Origin of the sequence: Sphingomonas sp. AOB5, assembly GCF_029433115.1 — a bacterium.
In the GTDB taxonomy this organism is placed as follows: domain Bacteria; phylum Pseudomonadota; class Alphaproteobacteria; order Sphingomonadales; family Sphingomonadaceae; genus Sphingomonas.
Genome location: NZ_JARNTV010000063.1, coordinates 1 through 20174, shown reverse-complemented (window position 1 = coordinate 20174; position 20174 = coordinate 1). Strand labels below are relative to the sequence as shown.

Genomic DNA, 20174 nt, shown 5'->3' with positions numbered 1-20174 from the left:
CCGCCGCCACCCCCGCCGGTGCGGACCTATTCGCCACCGCCTCCGCCGCCGCCGCCTCCGGTGCGGGTCGCACCGCCACCGCCACCACCGCCACCACCGCCGCCTGCCTCAAGGGCGAGCGACACCAGCGTGGACCTCTGATCGGAACCGCATGCCGCTGTCTGTCCGGGCAGCGGCGTGTGGTTCAGAAGGGCAGGATCGTCTCGTACTGGCCGAGCGGCGGGGCGCCGGGGACGGTTGCTCCGCGCCGTAGCAGGAAGGCGTGGCGGACGATCTCTGCTTGCTGTTCGATGCCGTATTTCGCGAGGGGCTGGCCGGGGCGGATGGCGTAATCGTAGCGGCAAAAGGGATGGCGCTTCAGCGGCAGGAACAGCCCGTGCTGATGCTGCCACACATGCACCATCTCATGGATGAAGAGGCCCTGAAGGGTGAGGTTCTCCACCGCGAAATCCTCGCGATAATGGGGGCCGCGCGGGTGGAAATGGATATGGCCGGTGGGGGCCATCACCGTGTTGCGCGGCTGGAAGAACGCCCATTTGCGATTGCGGATGCGCACCGGGGCATAGTCGACCGCGTCGCCGAACATGGTGCGGGCGAGCGCGGTCTCGGCTTCGGTGAGGGGGCGGCCTTCGTCCATCGCCTCCATATCGCTGCTGGCGGGGCCGAGTTCCAGTCGGCATGATGCCATGAGGAGGCACATGCATGCGGACAGCGATCGGACTAGCGGCGGGATTGTTTTGGGCGAGCGCGGCGATGGCGGCGCCTTGCGGGGTGATCGATGTGCACCTCCATGCCTATGAGGGTGACGGGCGGTTCGGCGCGGGCGTGCCCAATCCGGTGAGCGGGCTGGTGCCGCCCAAGGACGGGGCGGCGCATCGATCGCTGCTGATCGCGACGATGGCGCGGAACGGGGTGGAGCGCGGGATCGTGGATTCGCAGGCGCGGATCGCGGCGGAAGCGGCGGTGGGCGAGAGCGGCGGGCGGCTGCGGCTGGGATACCAGATCAACAATGTGCCGGGCGAGAACGAGCTGGCCGAGATCCGCGCGCTGCATGCCGCGGGCAGGCTGACGATGATCGGCGAGATCGGCACGCCCTATATGGGCATCGCCTATGACGATCCGCGGCTGGAGCCGCTCTGGGCGCTGGCCGAGGAACTCGACCTGCCGGTGGCGCTGCATACCGGATCGGGGCCGCCCGATGCGTGGCGCGGGGCGCCGCAGAACCGGATCCGCGCGGGCGATGCGCTGGCGATGGAGGACGTGATCGTGCGCCACCCGAAGCTGCGCGTGCTGCTCCAGCATATGGGCTGGCCGATGGGCGACGATACGATCGCGCTGCTCAACGCCTATTCGCAGGTCTATGTCGATACCGGTGCGATCGCGTGGCTGGTGCCGCAGGCGGAGTTCCACGCCTATCTGAAGCGGCTGGTGGACGCTGGGTTCGGCAAGCGCATCCTGTTCGGATCGGACGCGATGACATGGACCGACGGGGTGACGCTGGCGATCCGCGCGGTGCGGAGTGCCCGGTTCCTGAGCGAGGCGCAGAAGCGGGATATCCTGCGCAACAACGCGATCCGGTTCTTCGGATGGGGCGATTTGAGGGTTTGCTGAGTCGAACGGTGTGAAACCGGTATTCCGAATGCGCAATAAATCGCGGAAATCTGCCAATGACACCGGTTTATCGATGGCGGCATATATGCACGAAAGTTATAGACATATAAGGTGGGTAAATGGGCAATTAGGCACGATTTGACACGGATTCCGATGGGTTTGAGGCCGGGATCGTAACAAAATCGTCAAACTAGCGCCAGATCGTGCGTGCTATAAGCCGAAATGCGCCCGATTTGGGACATCTGCGCTGGCATGCGCGAGCGGTGTCATCTACACCGTCAATGCCGAATGCCGGCATTTTGTCGATTCCACGCGGCAGGGGATGTCGGGAGTTCGGTGGAGCAATCAATGGAGGGCGTCATGCCACACCTGCTGATTGTTCTAGGTTATCTACTGATCATTGTCGGGCATATCCTGGCCGGGGTGCACGACGCAAAAGAGTAGATGGCCTAGGCCGGCCGAAAGGAGACGGGTCCAAACCGCTCCGGGAGGTGCGCCAATAGGCGCACCTCCTAGGCTGGTCAAGCGCTATTTGAGGCGGGTGTCGTGGACATATATGACCTTGATGAACGGGGACTGCGGGAAGCCTTCGACCGCTGCGTCGCCGAGATCCTCGATATGCGGAGCAAGGGCCGCACCTATACGCAACTGGCCGAAGACATCGGCGTCGGCGAAAGCGCGCTCAAGCAGTTCGTGAAGCGGGGGCAGGATAGCGGATCGCAGCCATTGCGGCGCGGCGCGGCCTTCGAGCGCATCTACAATTACTTTAGCGCATCCGATGAGACTCCTTCCGAACCGGCCAAGGATGGCGGGGACTGGAAGGCGCCGAACCTTTCGCCGTTCGAAACCCGCCCGACATGGGCGCAGGCGATGGTCACCGCGCAAACCGCCGACGGGGGGCGCGAGGACCGGATGCTGGACGTCGGCCAGCGGGCCGCGATCTATTCGCTGCTGATGAAGATGCTGGGCGTCAAGGGCGAGTCCCTTGAGAGCGCTTCGATGAAGGTGTTCGGCAGGAAGGAATTCTACTGCTTTCGCAACGCCGTCACATCGAACTTCGTCGTCGTCAGCAGGATCGTGTTCGAGGACATCTCGAGCGATCCGCGATACCCGATCTGGGAGTTCAAGCATCATTTCGAGGACAATGACGCATCCCACAAGGAGACTGACGGCGTCGCGCTGGTGATGCACAACAACATCTATCTGCTTGGGGACATCCAGCGGGGCGAGGGGCTGGACCTGTTCCTGATACGCGAGCCGCTGGGGTCGGAAGCGAAGTTCCTGCTCGGCGCGCTGACGTCGATCGACGATTATCACCAGCCGTTCGTGGCGAATGTGGTGTTGGTGGACGCGGCCGAAATGACGCGCGCTGGCGGGTCGAAGCTTGACGGTGAAAGCGATGCGCCGGCCGCGCTTCCATTCGATGGGCAGATGATCATCCGGAAGGAGGAGCTGGAAGCGTTCGAAATTGCGGGGAACCGGCAATTCGGGCGGCAGGTGGCGGCGCAATTGCAGGTGGAAGCCAGCGATACCGTCCTGCGGATCAGGAAGCGGCATTTCTTTCCCGGCGCTATCCACCCCGCGGGGCAGGCGAAGCCGAAGGGCTGAGCGTCGGGTTTTCGCAGGAGCCCCGGCGATCCGGGACTCCTGCGGCCGGGCTTGGATCAGCCGGTGACCAGTTCCGGCGTCAAGGCCTCCGCGATCGTCTCGGCGAACGGGGTGGTCGGGCGGCCGGTCAGGCGGGACAAAGTGCGGCTTTCGTCGAACAGGGCGCCCTTCGCGGTGGCGGCGTCGGAATCCGCGAGCAGGGCGGCGAAGGCTTCGGGGAGGCCGGCGCCGGTCAGCGCGGCGCGATAGTCCGCCTCGGGCATGTCGACATAGGGGATGGTGCGGCCCGACTGGCGGGAGAGTTCGGCAGCGAAATCGGTGAGGGTGTAGCTGGTGTCGCCGGCGAGTTCGTGGATGGTGCGGGCGTCGCTATCGGCGATCAGGGCGATGGCGGCGGCTTCGGCATAGTCGGCGCGCGAGGCGCTGGCGATGCGGCCCTGAGCGGCGCTGCCGATGAACGCGCCGTGCTGGAGCGCGGGCGGGATCGAGGCGGCGTAATTCTCGCTATACCAGCCGTTGCGGAGCAGGCTGTTGGGGATGCCCGAGGCGGCGAGCAGGGCTTCGGTTTCGCGATGCTCGGCGGCGAGGCCGAGCAGCGAGGTGTCGGCGTGGAGGACGCTGGTATAGGCGATGCGGGCGATCCCGGCGCGCTTCGCGGCGTCGATGGCGTTGGCGTGTTGCGGGGTGCGGTTGCCGACTTCGTTGGACGAGATCAGGAGCAGGCGATCGATGCAGGCGAAGGCCGCGTCGAGCGTGTCGGGCTGCGTATAGTCACCCGCGCGGACTTCGACGCCCTCGGGGAATGCTGCCTTGGCGGGATCGCGGACGATAGCGACGACATTGGCGGCGCCGGCGCGTGCGGCGAGGGCGGCAACGGCAAGGCGGCCGAGCTGGCCACTGGCGGCGGTGACGGCGTAACGGGGGGTGGACATGATCGGGTCTCCGGTCTCGATTGTTGACCTGGTCTCAAATAGAGACCATTAATCGCAGCGGAAGACGGCACTTTTCCGTCACCAGGTTATCCGGGAGTAACCCATGGACGCGCATCAGGCGCTGGGCGCCAAGTTTCAGGACTGGCAGTCGTTCGGGCTGGACGAGACGCGTTGCCCGGTGCGCAATCTGCTCGATCAGATCGGGGATCGCTGGTCGATGCTGCTGCTGTCGACGCTGGCGAGCGGGCCGAAGCGGTTCAGCGCGCTGGCGCGGAGCATTCCCGATATCTCGAAGCGGATGCTGACCCAGACGCTGCGCACGCTGGAGCGCGACGGGTTCGTCCATCGCGACGTGCAGCCGACCGTGCCGCCGAGCGTGACCTATTCGCTGACCCCGCTGGGCGAGAGCTTCGCCGGGCCGCTGCTGGGGCTGGTGGAATGGGCCGAGGCGAATTTCGCGGCGGTGCTGGACGCCCGGGCACGGGTGCGCGAGGCGGCGTAACTCAGCTCTGCGTCGTCACCGCCTGCACGCGGGAGAAGTCGCCTCGGGCGAGGTCCTCGGCGGGGATGAAGAAGTAGATCGCGTTGGCGTCGTTGATCCACAGGTTCGTAGCGATGCCGGATTCGGCGGCGAACAGGAATTGCTAGCGGGCGATGCCTGCCGCGACTTCGGCCCGGTGATACAGCCCCTCCTCAAGCGCGTCGTAATCGGCGCCGTCGGTGGCATCCGTCTCCAGCCGGCCGATCCAGTCGATATCATATTCGGGGAAGCTTAGGCCGGGGGCGATGCGCGCTTCGATGGGGTGCAACCTGGCGGTGTGCGGGCAATCGAACGCATCGATATCGACCGGCCGCGCGCGGCGTTCGAGCGGGGTGCCGGTGGGCTGATGCAGCACCCGGATCGGGAACGACCTGTCCATCGTGTCCCAATCGCCTGCGAAGAAGGAGAGCAGGCCCGTCGGAAGAGACGTTTCCGCAACATCCTGAAGTGCGATCTGGGCGAGGAAGCTGAGCGGCGCGCCCGCCGGCGATACGGGCCAGTCGGTGCCGGGGGACAGATCCGGCAGCCCGCCGAAGCGCGTGGCGCCAAGCGGCGCTTCGGGCGCATCGTCCAGATCGAAGAAATAGACGCACGCGCTCGCATTGCGATGCAGGTCTTCGGCAAAGGCGCCATAGCCGGTTTCTGCGATCAGCGTGTCGAGCGTGGCGTGATCCGCGATGCAGGGGCGCAAAGCCTGTTCGCGCTCGCGTTGGCGCACGGTTTCGCGCTGCTGCGCCTGCCCGGATTGGCGTGCGCCCTGCCCGAAGCCGAAGATCGCGCGGATATGATCGGGGATGCTCATCGCGGGCAAATCAGGCCGGCAGGTCCTCATGCACCATGTCGATCTCGCGCACGCCGCGCTTCAGGCGGGCGGCGTTGACCAGTTCGCGCAGCTTTTCGCGGCGGGTGCGGGCATTATCGACGTCGCGGATGATCAGGTCGCCGTTGCGGGTGGTCTCGTCCGAGGATGCGATGCTGATCGTGCCGATATCGGCCCATTGGTTGATCAGGGTGAAATCGATGCGGACATCCTTCACCCGGTACAGCTCGATCTCGTCGATCGACTTCACGAAGATACCCTTGTGCAGGATCAGCCGGTCCTCGGTCACTTCATAGGTGGTGGCGAGGTTCGCGATCCACTTGATCAGGATGATGACGAAGCCGACGCCGACCAGGCAGAGGAGCAGCGTGCCCCAGCCCGCGAGTGTACCGCGCAGCCAGCCCCAGGTGGAGGAACGGAAACTGTCGATGATCTGGGACATGGACTAATCCTTGATACTCTGGCGGGGACGAAGCGACGCCGAATGGGCGACGCGCAGGCAGCGATCGGCGAACTCGATCCGCGGCCGCCATGCGCAGACGGTGCGGATGGCGGAACGGGAATCGTAGGTGATGACCTGAATGAAGTTCAGCGACACGCCGCCATCCTTGCCGCTTGCGCGGATCGTGTGGCGACGCGACGCGGGGTCATAGACCGACGTGGTTACGGTCGCGTCGGGAAAGGACCGACGGAAGAGCGTCAGGCCGGACGATTCCGGGGATTTGCTGTCCGCCTCCGGTTCCAGCGCGACGATGACAGTGGGCTGTGTCCGGCCGCGATCGACGTCGAGCGGTCCGTCCGTCAGGCCAACGGCCGATCCCGCCAGGACCATGCTCGGGCGGAGGCCGGCGCGGTCACCGATCGTGAAATCGAGCGCGGCGATTTTGTCTTCATTGGTCAGCGCAGTGCCGATCCGTACGCTGCGCAACGCGGCGACCATCGTGGCAGGCGCGATGCTGGCGCCGTTCGGGATGTTCGCGGTGATGAAGATCATGGTGTCGCCCGCGGGCACCATCAGCATATGGGTTTCGAGCGAAGGAAACACGGTCTCGTTCAGGACGATGGCGTAGGTGCCGGTGAGACCGCCTTCGAGTGTCCATTGCTGGCCATCGGCGAGCGCGCGCTTGCCCGGGCTGACCTCTTCGTCGCGCTTGAAATCGCCGGGCTTTGGCAGGCTCCTGAAGGACGCCGCCGGGATTTCGCCGACGACGATCGAGGCGCCCTCGGGATGGAGGAAGCCGGTAAAGCCGGTGCCCGGGAAAAAGCCGGGCGGGGGCGCGAGCGAGACGCGGGTTCCCGCGACCTGACGGAGCTGCGCGGTGGGCTGGGCCGCAACCTGCTGGGCCTGTGCGGCGGTGGGCAGCGTCAGCAGGGCGATCAGCGCGAGATGCTTCAGGCGTGAAATGGCGAGTCCCCCGGCTAGTCCCGGCGCAAGGATAGCGCCCACCGCTAGAGCATCAACTCGTAGCGGAAATTCTCTTCCTCCTCGCCATCGGGCCAGAGGTGCAGTTCCTTGCCCGTAAGGGTGAAGCCGTGGCGCTGGATGGCGCGCATCGAAGGGAGGTTCGAGGCGCGGTGGGTGACGTGGATGAGGGTGCAGCCCTGTTCGCGCGCCCAGCCGAGGCGCGGGGCGTAGAGCAGCGAAGTCAGGCCACGGCCCCGCCACGCGGGGCGGATGTACGACATGGCCAGACCGGCGGTGCGGCCCGAGGGATCACTGTCGCGGTCGATATAGGCGGCGGTAAGCCCGATCAGCAGGTTGCCGTCATACAGGCCGAAGATCGCGAGATCGGAGTTCTCCAGCATCGCGCGCCAGGCATCGTCGCTGCGCGCCTCGAGTTCGGCGAGCGTCGTGAAATAGAGGCCGGGATTGGCGGCCACCGCTTCGATCCGGATCGCGCGATTGGCCCGCCAGTCTGCGATCGCGAGGCGGCGCGTGGCGATCATTTGGGCGCGGAATCTCCGGCGCCGACGATCACCGCCTGCACCTCGATCGTCTTGCCGTCGGCGAAGTGGAAGGTGAGCGGCGCCTTCTGCCCCGCCTTGAGCGACGGGGAGACGTCGAACAGCATGACATGCTTGCCGCCCGGCTCGAACGTGACCGTACCGCGGGCAGGGACGGGGACGTCCTTGATCGGCTGCATCGACATGGCGCCGCCGTCCATGTTCATGCCCTCATGGCCGGGCATGTCGTGCTTCATGCTCTCGTGCAGTTCGGTGCCGATGGCGAATTTGGCGCGGACCGACATCAGGGTGGCGTCGGTATTGCCGCCATGGAGCGTGAAATAGGCCGCGGCGGGATTGCCCGCGACGGCGGGCAGGCGGACCCATGCGCCATCGGCCTTGAGCTCGGCCGGAGCCTGCTGACAGGCGGTGACCAGCGCCAGCGCCGCGATGCCGATGAGGTTGCGCATTTCCACTCTCTCCCAATTCGGGAAATCCCCTAGATGCAGGGGGAACTTGCGGCAAGCCGAAGCCCACCTATATCGCACTCCGGAAACGCTTCGGGCCGCCTCTTCTGGGACCCGGGGTATGGCATGAATTTGAACTGAGGGGCCGAAGTAGGACCATGGCAAAAGTAATCGGGATCGATCTGGGTACCACCAACAGCTGCGTGGCTGTTATGGAGGGCGGCAAGCCCAAGGTTATCGAGAATGTCGAAGGCGCACGCACCACGCCGTCGATCGTCGCCTTCGCCAAGGATGGCGAACGTCTGATCGGCCAGCCGGCCAAGCGCCAGGCGGTGACCAACCCTGATTCGACCGTTTATGCGGTGAAGCGCCTGATCGGGCGCCGTTTCGACGATCCGATCACCAAGAAGGACACCGAACTGGTCCCCTACACCATCACCCGCGGCCCGAACGGCGACGCATGGGTGACGGCAGGTGGCGAGGATTATTCGCCTTCGCAGATCTCGGCCTTCATCCTGCAGAAGATGAAGGAAACCGCCGAATCGTATCTCGGCGAGACCGTGACGCAGGCGGTGATCACCGTTCCGGCCTATTTCAACGACGCCCAGCGTCAGGCGACCAAGGACGCGGGCAAGATCGCGGGCCTGGAAGTGCTGCGCATCATCAACGAGCCGACCGCGGCTGCTCTTGCTTACGGGCTTGAGAAGAACGACGGCAAGACCATCGCGGTCTATGACCTTGGCGGCGGCACGTTCGACATCTCGGTCCTCGAGATCGGCGACGGCGTGTTCGAAGTGAAGGCGACCAACGGCGATACCTTCCTGGGCGGCGAGGATTTCGACTCCAAGCTGGTCTCGTACCTGGCGGAAGATTTCCGCAAGGCCGAGGGTATCGACCTGACCAAGGACAAGCTGGCGCTCCAGCGTCTGAAGGAAGCCGCCGAAAAGGCGAAGATCGAGCTTTCGTCGGCACAGCAGACCGAAGTGAACCTGCCCTTCATCACCGCCGACGCCAATGGGCCGAAGCATCTGGTGAAGACGATCAACCGCGCCGAGCTGGAGCGGCTGGTCGAGGAACTGATCCAGCGCACGCTGGAGCCGTGCCGCAAGGCGCTGGCCGATGCGGGCGTGAAGGCTGCGCAGATCGACGAAGTGGTGCTGGTGGGCGGCATGACCCGCATGCCCAAGGTGCGCCAGATCGTGAAGGAGTTCTTCGGCAAGGAACCGCATACCGGCGTGAACCCCGACGAAGTCGTGGCGATCGGCGCGGCGATCCAGGCAGGCGTGTTGCAGGGCGACGTCAAGGACGTGCTGCTGCTCGACGTGACCCCGCTGTCGCTGGGCATCGAGACGCTAGGTGGCGTGTTCACCCGCATGATCGATCGCAACACCACGATCCCGACCAAGAAGGCGCAGGTCTATTCGACCGCTGACGACAATCAGCAGGCCGTGACGATCCGTGTGTTCCAGGGCGAGCGCGAAATGGCGGCGGACAACAAGCTGCTCGGCCAGTTCGATCTGGTCGGCATCCCGCCGGCGCCGCGCGGCGTGCCGCAGATCGAAGTCACGTTCGACATCGACGCCAACGGTCTCGTCAACGTGTCGGCGCGCGACAAGGGCACCGGCAAGGAACAGCAGATCCGCATCCAGGCTTCGGGCGGTCTCAGCGAAGCGGATATCGACCAGATGGTCCGTGATGCCGAGCAGTTCGCCGAGGACGACAAGAAGCGTCGTGCCGGCGCCGAGGCGAAGAACAACGCCGAATCGCTGATCCACACGACCGAGCGTCAGCTGGTCGAAAATGGCGACAAGGTGGACGACGCGCTGAAGGCCGAGATCCAGGCTGCGATCGACGAGACCAAGGCTGCGGTCGAGGGCGGCGACGCCGACGACATGCAGGCCAAGGCGCAGAACCTCGCCCAGGTGGCGATGAAGCTGGGTCAGGCGATCTACGAGAAGCAGCAGCAGAGCGAAGCTTCGCCTTCCGCTGCTCCTGCCGGGGAAGAAGGCGCGGCCGAAGAAGTGGTCGATGCCGAATTCTCCGAGGTGGACGACAACAAGGCGTAAGCGAAAGCACCCCTCCGCCGTCCTTCGGGGCGGCGGAGCGCGGGGCGGGGGCCGAGTGAATGACCACCGAAGTTTCTTTCTACGAACTGCTCGAAGTCGAGCGCACCGCGGACGACGCGACGATCAAGTCCGCCTATCGCAAGCTCGCGATGAAGTATCATCCGGACAAGAATGCCGGGTGCAAGGACAGCGAAGGCAAGTTCAAGGCCGTCAGCGAAGCCTATGAATGCCTGAAGGACCCGCAGAAGCGCGCGGCCTATGACCGTTTCGGTCACGAGACCTACAAGAATGGCGGCGGCGGGGGCGGTGGCTTCCATGGCGGCGGCCAGGATTTCGGCGGCTTCAGCGACATTTTCGAAAGCGTGTTCGGCGAGTTCATGGGCGGCCGCGGCGGTGGCGGCCAGCGCCAGCAGCGGCGCGGCGCGGACCTGCGCTACGACATGGAAATCACGCTGGAAGAAGCCTTCCACGGCAAGAAGACCGACATCACCGTCGACGTATCCGCCGCGTGCGACACCTGTGATGGCTCCGGCGCGACGCCGGGGACGCAGGCCAAGACCTGCGGCACCTGTCAGGGCCATGGCAAGGTGCGTGCGCAGCAGGGCTTCTTCATGGTCGAGCGGACCTGTCCCTCGTGCCACGGACAGGGCCAGACGATCCAGGATCCGTGCAGCCGCTGCCGCGGCGACGGGCGGATCGAGAAGACCAAGACGCTGAGCATCAACGTGCCGCCGGGCGTGGACGATGGCACCCGCATCCGCCTTCAGGGCGAAGGCGAAGCCGGTGCGCGCGGCGCGCCCGCGGGCGACCTGTACATCTTCCTCCATGTCCGCAAGCACGCGATCTTCGAGCGCGAGGGCACCACGCTGCACGCGCGCGCGCCGATCAGCTTCACCACCGCGGCGCTGGGCGGCGAGATCGAGATCCCCGATCCTTCGGGCGAGCGGCACCATATCCGCATCGCCGCGGGCACGCAGAGCGGCCGTGAGGTGCGTCAGCGCGGCGCGGGCATGCCGGTGCTGCAGGGCCGCGGACGCGGCGACCTGGTGGTGCATATCGAAGTCGAGATGCCCTCCAAGCTGACCGCGCGGCAACGCGAGCTGCTGGAGGAATTCCGCGAGACCGAGACGGGCGAGGAATGCCCGGGCGCGAGCGGCTTCTTCGCGAAGATCAAGTCGGCGTTCGGCTGATCAAGGGACGGTAGCATCGTGGCGGCACGGCACACAAAATGGGTGTGCCGTGCAACGACTCCGCGCGAGCGGCGTTAGGACGAGACGGGCAGGCGCCCGTGCCGCGCAAGGGCGGCTCGCTTCAGGTCCCGAGGCCGTCCGATGAACGCAATGCTCCACCAGTTCCATGACATGAAGGCGAACCCGTCGCCCTCGTGGCTCCCGCTTGCCTTTGGCGTGACGCTGGAAAGCACGCGGGTGATGCGCGGCGCGACGCTGGCCGACGCAGCGGCGGCGCTGGACATCGAGCCGCGCTATCTGTCGGCGCTGGAGCGCGAGGCGTTCGAGGAAATGATCTACCCGATCCATGCGATGCGCATCGCCCGGGATTATGTCGCCTGGCTCGACCTGCCCGAGCGCGACCTGATGGCCGCGCTGCCGGGAGCGATGGAGCGTCGCAGCCGGACGCTGCGCCGCGAAGCCGCGCCGGTCGAGGAAGCGCCGCAGCCGATCGGCTTCTTTGCGAAGATCAAGGCCGCGCTGCACTGAGGATCGCGCCGTTTCGGGTACTTCGCTGACTCGCCTTCCCCGGAATTTCGTTTAGCTTCCGTATCGAAGCCGTGCGGGAGCATGGCGGGATCGGGGGATTCCATGATGCGATTGGATGCGGAGCGCGCCGGAGGGCTGCGCTGATGGGCTTTTGGGGCGAACTCTACCCCACGCGCAATCATGTCGGGATGATCCATCACTTTCTTGGCCTGTTCGAGTTTGGAAGCGAAACCGGGGGGCATCCGATTGCCGACGGCCGCAAGATGGAAGTCGACAAATTCAGCGAACTTCATGCAGAGATCCGCAGCGAGTTTGGTGGCGACAGCAGGTATTTTCACCTGCCCGATCTGGCCGGAAAGGCGCTGATCGGCCGGTGGTCCAAGGACGATCCGGGGCTTCGCTGGACCGTCGCGGTAAACTGGCTGATCTGCGCGAAGGATGCCTGGCTGAGCGGCCGGACGCCCTGTATCGGCATGATGCGGCCGATCCTGGGAGACAGCGTTCCGCCGGGCTGGCTGGTCGCCGACGGGCGCATGCTGCCGGTCGAGGAATATGAAGAGCTGAGCGCGATCATCGGGAAGCGCTTCGGCGGAAACGGCAGGACGGAGTTCGCGCTGCCCGACATGCGCGGGCGCACGCCGGTGGGCATCGGCAACGGCGTCAAACTGGGCGACAGGATCGGGACCGTCGATCCCGATGACCGCTCCGCCGATGGCGCCATAGCGGGGTTGGGGCTGAGTTTCTGGATCGTTGGCGCCGGGATCCCGGCGTCATATGATCATCAGGACTATTTCGGCATGGAAAGCCCGACGCTTGGCGAACTGGTGATCATGGCGTCGGCATCCGGTCACGCGATGGAGGAATGGTTCATGCTCGACGGTGCGACGCTGCCGCTGGTCGGGAAGATGGACGGTTATTCGACGCCGCAGAAGATCAACGAGGGGGTCGAGGACGTGCTGCACAACGAATTCGGCGGTGTGCCCGGCGAGACGGTGCGGCTGCCCGACGCCGGAGGAAAGATGCTGGTGGGCATGAAGGAGAGGGGCGGCAGGTTCGTTACGTTAACGTAAGCTGCAAGCTCGATTCAGGAACGCCTCAGAACGAATCGCATAGAACAATCCTCAGACGGCGCGGGAACGCCGAAACGAATTTGAGGAGAAGACCCATGAAGAAGTTTCTGATCGGCCTGTCGGCTCTTGCAGTCGCCATCCCGGCCATGCCGAGCGCCGCCGTTGCGCAGAACTATCGCAACGACAGCCGTTACGAGCGCGATTACCGCGACGATTATCGTCAGGACTATCGCCAGGATCGCCGCGACGATCGTCGTCAGGACCGCCGCTATGCGCGCTATTACAACAATCAGGGCTATTATAGCGGCCCGACCTGGCGCGGCCGCAACGGCGAGAATTATTGCCGCCGTTCGGATGGTTCGACCGGTCTGCTGATCGGTGCCGTCGGTGGCGCTCTGGTCGGCCGCACGATCGATACCCGCGGTGACCGCACCGCCGGTACGCTGCTCGGCGCCGTCATCGGCGGTCTGATCGGCAACTCGATCGAGAAGGACAACAACCGCAACAGCTATCGCTGTCGCTAAGACCCGAGCGGTCTGAAAAACGGGAAAGGCCCGGCCGTGCGAACGGCCGGGCCTTTTCGCATGCAGCCCTCACCGCCCGTCCACGCTCCAGTGCGGCGGGTCGCTGACCAGCTTCACCACCTTGTAGCCTGCGCCGATCGCGTGGAGTTTCGTGTTGCTTTCGCCGCTTCGGGGCGCTGCCAGTTCCTGCGTCTTGCCCGTGGCGTCCTTGATCTTCAGCGTGCTGGTCCAGCCGATCGTCATGTCGATCGCCAGCCCCTTGATGTGGAGCGAGGTTAGCGAGGGTTCGTAGGCGAGGCCGAACAGGTCGGACATTTCCTGCGCGCCCTTTTTCGACTTCGCGAGGTTGCCGTGATCCCACTGGATGCGGACGCCGGGGATGGCGGGGACCTTGTCCGGCGCGAGCTGGCCCTTCGAGACCTTCCAGCAATAATGCATCAGCTTGGCGCGCGTTTCGTTGCGGCGGGTGGCTGCGACGGTGACGCTGGCGCCGCCGTCCTTCATCGCCTGTATGAACTTCGTCACATTGTCGCGGAACGGCTTTTCCAGATCGGCGATCTTGTCGCTGTTCGGGTATTTCGCCTGATTGGCCTGCCACCATGATGCGCCGCTGAGCGGGGGCTTCATGCCCTGTCCGGAATCCAGCGCCTGCCACGTCCTGCCGCCGGGATCGACCTTGCCGTCGGGCGAGGCGATGCCGACCACGTCGCGCTGATAATTCTGGATGGTCAGGATGGTGTCGATATCGACCACGCCATCGGCCTTGAGCGGTGCCTCGCCCTCGGCATCGAGATACTGGTTGAGCAGTTTCTCGACGGTGAGGACGTCCGCGGTCTTGTTGACGCCGCCGCTGCCGACCGATGCGCTGATGCTCGCCATGCCTGCTCCTCCCGCTGGTGTTACCGAGAGGGGTAACCGGGGGAATCCAACATGACCAGCATCCACCACGTCATCCCGGCCGGGGTGACGGAGGTTATTTATGGAGCAGCTGCTCCAGTGCCCAGGCGATGCTGGTGCTGGTATAGGGCTTCTGGATCACGCGGGCGCCGTCATGTTCGTCGGGCAGCTTGAGCTGTTCGCCATAGCCGGTTGCGAAGACATAGGGGACGCCCGCGGCCTGCAGCGCGTCGGCGATGGGCAGGCTGGTCTCGTCGCCGAGATTGACGTCGAGCAGCGCGACCTGGAACGCTTCGCGCCCGATCTCGGCCAATGCGTCGGCAATGCCCGCTGCGGTGACCACGCGGGTGGCGCCGAGGCGGGTGAGGATATCCTCGGCATCCATCGCGATGATCAGGCTGTCCTCGACCAGCAGCGCGACGCCGGAGAGGATCGGCTGGCCCGCGGGGGTATCGGGCGTGGGGGCGGCGCTGACCGGCTTGCTGACGCGGGGCGTCGCGTCGAACGCGATGTGGCGCGAAGGGATGCAGAAATCGGCTTCCACACCGGTGAGCGGATAGCGGACCTCGGCATGGCCGCCGAGATCGTACGGGATCGAGCGCTGGATGATGGTGGTGCCGAAGCCCTGACGTTTCGGCGGCTGCACCGCTGGGCCGCCGCGTTCGCGCCATTCCATCAACAGGCTGCCGTCTTCGTCGAGATGCCACTTCACCGACACATTGCCATTGTCGCTGAGCGCGCCGTATTTGGCGGAGTTGGTCATCAGCTCGTGCAGCACCAGCGCGACGGTGGAGAAGGCCTGGGGGTGGAGCAGCACCGGTTCGCCGGTGATGGTCAGGCGTCCGGCCTTGCCGGCGAGATAGGCGGCGGCTTCGGTCTCGATCAGGCGGGCGAGCGGGGCGGGGGACCAATTGTCCTGCGTGATCTGATCGTGCGCGCGGGCGAGGCTTTCGATCCGCCCCTCGAGCAGCGCGATGGTGGCGCGAGAATCCGCGCCGGGATCGCGCGACTGGCGGACAAGGCCCCGGATCAGCGCGAGGATGTTGCGGACGCGGTGGTTCAGCTCGGCGATGAGCAGTTCCTGCCGTTCTGAGAAGCGGCGGCGCTCCTCCTGCGCTTCGTCGGACAGGCGCAGCACGACCTCGATCAGCGAAGCGCGCAGCATCTCGGCGATGCGGACCTCGGCTTCGCTGAACGGTTCGGAACGGCCGCGGACTTCCTGGCTCCACAGCTCGAAGCTCTTGCGCGGCGTGAGGCGCGGACCGTTGGGGCCGAGCTGGGCGGGCTTGTGCGGGTCACCGGCCCAGTTGACCGTGCGGACCTTTTCCTGCCGGAACAGCAACACGTAATCGCGCGGGGACCGCGAGATCGGGATGGCGAGCAGGCCCGCGGCGACATCGCCATAATCGGCGGCAGCGGGGATGGTCGCGGCAAGGTGGTCGGTTGCGTAGATTCGACCGGCGGCCATCGCGTTCAGGCGGCGGACCATCGAAGCGAAGGCCGAAGGCGGGGGGGTCATGCCCGAATAAGCGAGCTTGCCGTCGATCCAGATGCCGATGCCGTCGCACGGCACCGTCTCACGCAACATGTTGCCCAGCCATTCGGGATCGTCGAGCAGCGAGGCATCCTTGGCGACCGCGGCGAGGAGGCGGTCGGAGCTGGCGCGGGCGGATTGTTCGTAGCCCGCCATTTCCTTGCGCTCGCGGCTCTCGAGCTTCAGGCCGAACATCTGGCCGAACAGCTCGGCGATACTGCGCCGCTCGAAATCGGGGCGCTTGCCGCCGGCATAATGGTGGCAGGCGAACAGGCCCCAGAGCCGCCCCTCGACGATGATCGAGATGGAGAGCGAGGCGCCGACGCCCATATTCTTCAGATATTCGATATGGATCGGCGAGACCGAGCGGAGGATCGACAGCGACAGATCGATCGGCTGTCCGAGCTCGTCGCGCTGGGGGACGATCGGTACGGGCTCGGCATCGATATCGGCGATGATCCGGAACGGGGTGCGCAGATAGAGCTTGCGCGCCTGTTGCGGGATATCGCTGGCGGGGTAGCGCAGATCGAGGAAGCTGCCGATCCCGGCGCGGGCGGCCTCGGCCACGACCACGCCCGACCCGTCGGGATCGAAGCGATAGACCATCACCCGGTCAAACCCGGTCAGCGCGCGGACCTGACGCGCGCCTTCGCGGTAGAAGGCGGTGGTGCTGGCGGTCTCGTCGAGCCGGCCCATCATCGCGCGGATCGCGCTGGCGGCGTCGGTCGAGGCTTCGTCGGCGCTGGCTTCGCCTTCGACGATGACCGTGTCGCCGTTCATGTGGATCGCGAAATCGAAGCGGCGGCCATCGGGCACCGGCACGCCGAACAGCCGCTCCACCGCATCGGGGCCGCGCAGCACGGTCAGGCGGTTGCGCAGGGCGTGGACGGCATGTTCGCCGATATGATCGACGGCATGGGTGCCGAGCGCTTCCTCGGCATCAATGCCCAGGAATTGGGCGAGATTGGCGGAGGCGCGCTTGATCAGCCAGTCGGTCGACAGCGCCAGCAGGAAACCGAACGGCTGGACCGCGCCGAGTTCGTGGATCGGTTCACGGTCGCAATTGGTCAGGTCGACTTCAAATTCGCGTTCGGACAAGAGCGTTCCTTCAACCAGCTGTTACCCGAACGCTCAAACGCGTCGAACGCTGCCTGTGCCGCGGCAATTGCTTCGGCCAGTGCCTCGGGCTGGTACAGGATCGCATCCAGCCGATCCAGCAATTTGCGCCAGTTTCCAGAGGGTTGATCCGCATCAAGATAGGCGCGGGGGAAGTGCGGCGGGAGCTGGCGGGCGAGGAATTTTCCGCCCAGGCGTGAGCCTTCGAGGACGTAGAGGGTGCCGGCGATGGCGGCATCGCTCATTGACCCATTTCCGTCACCCCAGCGAAGGCTGGGGTCTTTCGCGGCTCCGTCCGACCCTGCTTCATGGAGATCCCAGCTTTCGCTGGGATGACGGGTATTGGGGTCGCGGAGGAAGGCGAGATCCTCGCGGATCAGATGCCCGCGCTTGCGGCCTTCCCAGTCATCGGTGATCCGCTCGGCCCCCGCGGCATCCAGCGCCGCCTCGACCGGCAGGAATGCTTCGGCATGGGCGCGCAGGAAGGCGGCATAGCTGTCGCGATCGGTCAGGTCGAAACCGCCGAATGCAGCATCGACGCGATCATGCGACGTGGCGGTTGCGTCGCGCAGGGCTTTGTGGGCGGGATTCATGGTGCGAGAATGATGGCGGAGGGCAGATGTTCCGGCAAATATTCCTGCCTCGCGGCGCGTATTTCCATCATTCCGGAAACGTTATGACTTGCCTGTCGCAACGCGCTCGCTCAGCTTGGCGCGATGTCCGACCAGCCCGACCCGCCCAAGCCGACACCCGCCGCGACGCCCCCCGACAGGAATGCCGGGCCCTTTGCCGCCCGCATGCTGCTGGCACGATCCGGTGTGTTTCCGGCTACCGATCGGGACCTTTTGCCCAGCGGCCATCGACCGCATCAGCGCCCGAACCCGCCCTACAATTATCAGTCGATGATCCACATGTTCGCCTTCGAGCATGACGCGTTCGGAATGACGCGCTGCGACGGCAGCTTGCTGAAACTTCATGAGAACATGCCGCTGTTCGCCCTGATGCACGCCAACTATGGCGGCAACGGCATGCAGACCATCGGCGTGCCGGATCTGCGCGGGCGCACCGTCACCGGCGGACTGCCCAATCCCGGTGCGCCCGGGGACGCGCGATTCCGCTATCTGGTCGCCGGAGCGAATACAGGACCTTCCGGGCCGATCGCATTCCCCCGGCCCGGGACGATCGGTATCTTCCCCAGCAATCGCGACGCGCCGCCATCCGGCTGGCATTTCGCCGATGGCACCTTGCTGCCGATCCGCGGGAACGAGCGTTTGTTCGAAGCGATCGGCGCGGTATTCGGCGGCGACGGGAAGATCGACTTTGCGCTGCCTGACCTCGACGCTTCCGTGCCGCTATGTGCCGGGGTCCATGATTTCACGCCCGGCAAAAGGTTGCCCGGGGTCGACGGCACGTCGGTGTCGGCGCTGATACTTCACGCCTATATCTGCGTCGACCAAGGCGTATTCCCGACCGAGGAAGGGACGGGCGCGATGCCGGAGGCGGAGCCCGTGCTCGGTCAGATCGTCTGGTCGGCCGCGCCGTTCGAAGACGCCCGATGGTTGCCCTGCGAAGGGCAATTGCTGTCGGCACACGTGTACGAGCGCTTGCACGCGCTGATCGGGAATCGCTTCGGCGGGGACGGGCAGCCCTGGTTCGCGCTGCCCGACCTGCGCGGCCGCACAATCAAGGGTGATTAGGCAAAGGCGATTAGGCAGGCGCTATTCGCCGAACACCCGCGCGAAGATCGTGTCGACATGCTTGAAATGGTAATCGAGGTCGAACTTGTCCTCGATCTCCTGCGGTGACAGCGCGGCGGTCACTTCCTCGTCGGCCTTGAGCAGCTCGAGCAGCGACAGTTCGCCGTCGCTTTCCCACACCTTCATCGCGTTGCGCTGGACCAGCCGGTAGCTGTCCTCGCGGCTGACGCCGGCCTGAGTCAGCGCCAGCAGCACGCGCTGCGAATGGACGAGGCCGCCCATCTTGTTGAGGTTCTTCTCCATCCGCGCCGGATAGACGAGCAGCTTGTCCATCACGCCGGTGAGGCGGGCGAGGGCGAAGTCCAGCGTGATCGTCGCGTCGGGGCCGATATAGCGCTCGACCGAGGAGTGGCTGATGTCGCGCTCGTGCCACAGCGCGACATTCTCCATCGCGGGGATTGCGGCGCTGCGGACCATGCGGGCGAGGCCGGTCAGGTTCTCGGTCAGGACGGGATTGCGCTTGTGCGGCATCGCCGAGCTGCCCTTCTGACCGGGCGAGAAATACTCCTCGGCCTCGAGCACTTCGGTGCGCTGGAGGTGGCGGACTTCGACCGCGAGGCGCTCGATCGAGCTGGCGATCACGCCGAGGGTCGCGAAGAACATCGCGTGGCGATCGCGCGGGATCACCTGGGTCGAGACCGGCTCGACGCTCAAGCCCAGCTTCGCCGCGACATGCGCTTCCACCTGCGGATCGATATTGGCGAAGGTGCCGACCGCGCCGGAAATGGCGCAGGTGGCGATGTCCGCGCGGGCGGCAACGAGACGCTCGCGGTTGCGGCTGAACTCGGCATAGGCCTCGGCCATCTTCAGGCCGAAGGTGACCGGCTCGGCATGGATGCCGTGGCTGCGGCCGATGGTCGGGGTCAGCTTGTGCTCGTATGCGCGGCGCTTGAGCACTTCGAGCAGCTTGTCGATATCGGCGATCAGGATGTCCGACGCGCGGGCGAGCTGGACCGCGAGGCAGGTGTCGAGCACGTCCGAGCTGGTCATGCCCTGATGCATGAAGCGCGCTTCGTCGCCGACATTCTCGGCCACCCAGGTGAGGAAGGCGATCACGTCATGCTTGGTGACGGCTTCGATGTCGTCGATCGCGGCGACGTCGATCGCAGGGTCGGTCTTCCACCAGTCCCACAGCGCCTTTGCCGCAGCCTCGGGCACCACGCCCAGCTCGGCCAGCTTGTCGGTCGCATGCGCCTCGATCTCGAACCAGATGGCGAAGCGGGTTTCGGGCGACCAGATCGCGGTCATCTCGGGACGCGAATAACGGGGGACCATGCGGGGCCTTTCGATTTCGAAGCGGTTCGTCGCGGCTTGAAACCGGGCCGCGGTCGGGCCGCCCCCTAACAAGGACGAGCGGATCAGGGAACAGGGAACGCCGAGGAAACTGCCCGGTTGAGCCGCGCAACAGGGCAAATGGGCGTGCGGCACGGTGTCGCGCGCATCTTCGGGAGCACATCATGCTGAAATCCATCGTCTTCGCGTCCGCCATGTTCGTGGCCGCGCCTGCCTTCGCCCAGGACGCGCCGCCTGCGCCGGAAGCGCCTGCCGAGCCGGCCCCCGCGCCGGAAG

General features: G+C 65.6%; 20 protein-coding genes. 9 read left to right on the top strand and 11 right to left on the bottom strand.

Annotated features, from left to right (window positions below; all coding sequences use genetic code 11):
• Positions 1-184: 184 nt before the first annotated feature.
• Positions 185-637, bottom strand: a complete 453-nt coding sequence (locus P1X14_RS18380) for a vgr related protein (RefSeq protein ID WP_277316875.1) — start codon at positions 635-637, stop codon at positions 185-187.
• 65 nt (positions 638-702) lie between these two features.
• Here P1X14_RS18380 and P1X14_RS18375 point away from each other — a divergent pair, with 65 nt between their 5' ends.
• Both P1X14_RS18375 and P1X14_RS18370 read left to right on the top strand, forming a co-directional pair.
• The gene (locus P1X14_RS18375) at positions 703-1611 is read left to right on the top strand and encodes an amidohydrolase family protein (RefSeq protein WP_277316874.1); all 909 of its coding nucleotides are present in this window, start codon (positions 703-705) and stop codon (positions 1609-1611) included.
• Between the two features lie 618 nt (positions 1612-2229).
• Positions 2230-3219, top strand: coding sequence for a hypothetical protein (locus P1X14_RS18370; protein WP_277316873.1), 990 nt, complete (start codon positions 2230-2232; stop codon positions 3217-3219).
• A gap of 56 nt (positions 3220-3275) precedes the next feature.
• On the opposite strand, the gene P1X14_RS18365 is transcribed toward P1X14_RS18370, so the two are convergent.
• Positions 3276-4151, bottom strand: coding sequence for an NAD(P)H-binding protein (locus P1X14_RS18365; protein ID WP_277316872.1), 876 nt, complete (start codon positions 4149-4151; stop codon positions 3276-3278).
• A gap of 103 nt (positions 4152-4254) precedes the next feature.
• Between P1X14_RS18365 and P1X14_RS18360 the strand changes: the two genes are divergently transcribed.
• Entirely contained in the window at positions 4255-4653 is a 399-nt protein-coding gene (locus P1X14_RS18360; RefSeq protein ID WP_277316871.1) for a helix-turn-helix domain-containing protein, read from the top strand.
• A gap of 142 nt (positions 4654-4795) precedes the next feature.
• On the opposite strand, the gene P1X14_RS18355 is transcribed toward P1X14_RS18360, so the two are convergent.
• From P1X14_RS18355 to P1X14_RS18335, 5 genes are read right to left on the bottom strand one after another with little or no spacing between them, the layout of a single operon-like run.
• Entirely contained in the window at positions 4796-5494 is a 699-nt protein-coding gene (locus tag P1X14_RS18355) for a DUF1963 domain-containing protein (protein WP_277316870.1), read from the bottom strand.
• 10 nt (positions 5495-5504) lie between these two features.
• Positions 5505-5954: a PH domain-containing protein gene (locus P1X14_RS18350; protein ID WP_277316869.1), complete on the bottom strand. Its 450-nt coding sequence runs from the start codon at positions 5952-5954 to the stop codon at positions 5505-5507.
• Positions 5955-5957: 3 nt separating this feature from the next.
• Positions 5958-6959: a hypothetical protein gene (locus P1X14_RS18345; RefSeq protein ID WP_277316868.1), complete on the bottom strand. Its 1002-nt coding sequence runs from the start codon at positions 6957-6959 to the stop codon at positions 5958-5960.
• Between the two features lie 2 nt (positions 6960-6961).
• Positions 6962-7459 (bottom strand): GNAT family N-acetyltransferase, encoded by a 498-nt coding sequence (locus P1X14_RS18340; RefSeq protein WP_277316867.1) that lies wholly within the window; start codon positions 7457-7459, stop codon positions 6962-6964.
• The gene (locus P1X14_RS18335; RefSeq protein ID WP_277316866.1) at positions 7456-7926 is read right to left on the bottom strand and encodes a copper chaperone PCu(A)C; all 471 of its coding nucleotides are present in this window, start codon (positions 7924-7926) and stop codon (positions 7456-7458) included. The genes P1X14_RS18340 and P1X14_RS18335 overlap by 4 nt, the downstream gene beginning before the upstream one ends.
• Positions 7927-8081: 155 nt before the next feature.
• On the opposite strand from P1X14_RS18335, the gene dnaK reads away from it, so the two are divergent.
• The 5 genes from dnaK to P1X14_RS18310 all read left to right on the top strand — a co-directional run bounded on the left by dnaK (position 8082) and on the right by P1X14_RS18310 (position 13301).
• Positions 8082-9989 carry a molecular chaperone DnaK gene (dnaK, locus tag P1X14_RS18330; RefSeq protein WP_277316865.1) on the top strand — a complete coding sequence of 636 codons (1908 nt, stop codon included), beginning with the start codon at positions 8082-8084 and terminating at the stop codon, positions 9987-9989.
• 59 nt (positions 9990-10048) lie between these two features.
• A complete protein-coding gene (gene dnaJ, locus P1X14_RS18325; RefSeq protein WP_277316864.1) occupies positions 10049-11179 on the top strand; it encodes a molecular chaperone DnaJ in 1131 nt (376 codons plus the stop codon).
• A 141-nt stretch (positions 11180-11320) separates the two neighbouring features.
• Positions 11321-11707, top strand: a complete 387-nt coding sequence (locus tag P1X14_RS18320; RefSeq protein ID WP_277316863.1) for a helix-turn-helix domain-containing protein — start codon at positions 11321-11323, stop codon at positions 11705-11707.
• 143 nt (positions 11708-11850) lie between these two features.
• Complete coding sequence (locus P1X14_RS18315; protein WP_277316862.1) at positions 11851-12777, top strand: phage tail protein; 927 nt, start codon at positions 11851-11853, stop codon at positions 12775-12777.
• Between the two features lie 95 nt (positions 12778-12872).
• A complete protein-coding gene (locus P1X14_RS18310) occupies positions 12873-13301 on the top strand; it encodes a glycine zipper 2TM domain-containing protein (protein ID WP_277316861.1) in 429 nt (142 codons plus the stop codon).
• Between the two features lie 69 nt (positions 13302-13370).
• Here P1X14_RS18310 and P1X14_RS18305 read toward each other — a convergent pair whose 3' ends face one another.
• The 3 genes from P1X14_RS18305 to P1X14_RS18295 form a co-directional block, all read right to left on the bottom strand.
• Positions 13371-14180, bottom strand: a complete 810-nt coding sequence (locus P1X14_RS18305) for a hypothetical protein (protein WP_277316860.1) — start codon at positions 14178-14180, stop codon at positions 13371-13373.
• A 94-nt stretch (positions 14181-14274) separates the two neighbouring features.
• A complete protein-coding gene (locus P1X14_RS18300) occupies positions 14275-16830 on the bottom strand; it encodes an HWE histidine kinase domain-containing protein (RefSeq protein WP_277316859.1) in 2556 nt (851 codons plus the stop codon).
• Entirely contained in the window at positions 16800-17441 is a 642-nt protein-coding gene (locus P1X14_RS18295) for a biliverdin-producing heme oxygenase (protein ID WP_277316858.1), read from the bottom strand. The genes P1X14_RS18300 and P1X14_RS18295 overlap by 31 nt, the downstream gene beginning before the upstream one ends.
• Before the next feature lie 318 nt (positions 17442-17759).
• Here P1X14_RS18295 and P1X14_RS18290 point away from each other — a divergent pair, with 318 nt between their 5' ends.
• Positions 17760-18545, top strand: a complete 786-nt coding sequence (locus tag P1X14_RS18290) for a tail fiber protein (RefSeq protein ID WP_277316857.1) — start codon at positions 17760-17762, stop codon at positions 18543-18545.
• A gap of 21 nt (positions 18546-18566) precedes the next feature.
• Here P1X14_RS18290 and purB read toward each other — a convergent pair whose 3' ends face one another.
• Positions 18567-19880, bottom strand: coding sequence for an adenylosuccinate lyase (gene purB / locus P1X14_RS18285; RefSeq protein WP_277316856.1), 1314 nt, complete (start codon positions 19878-19880; stop codon positions 18567-18569).
• Positions 19881-20174 lie beyond the last annotated feature (294 nt).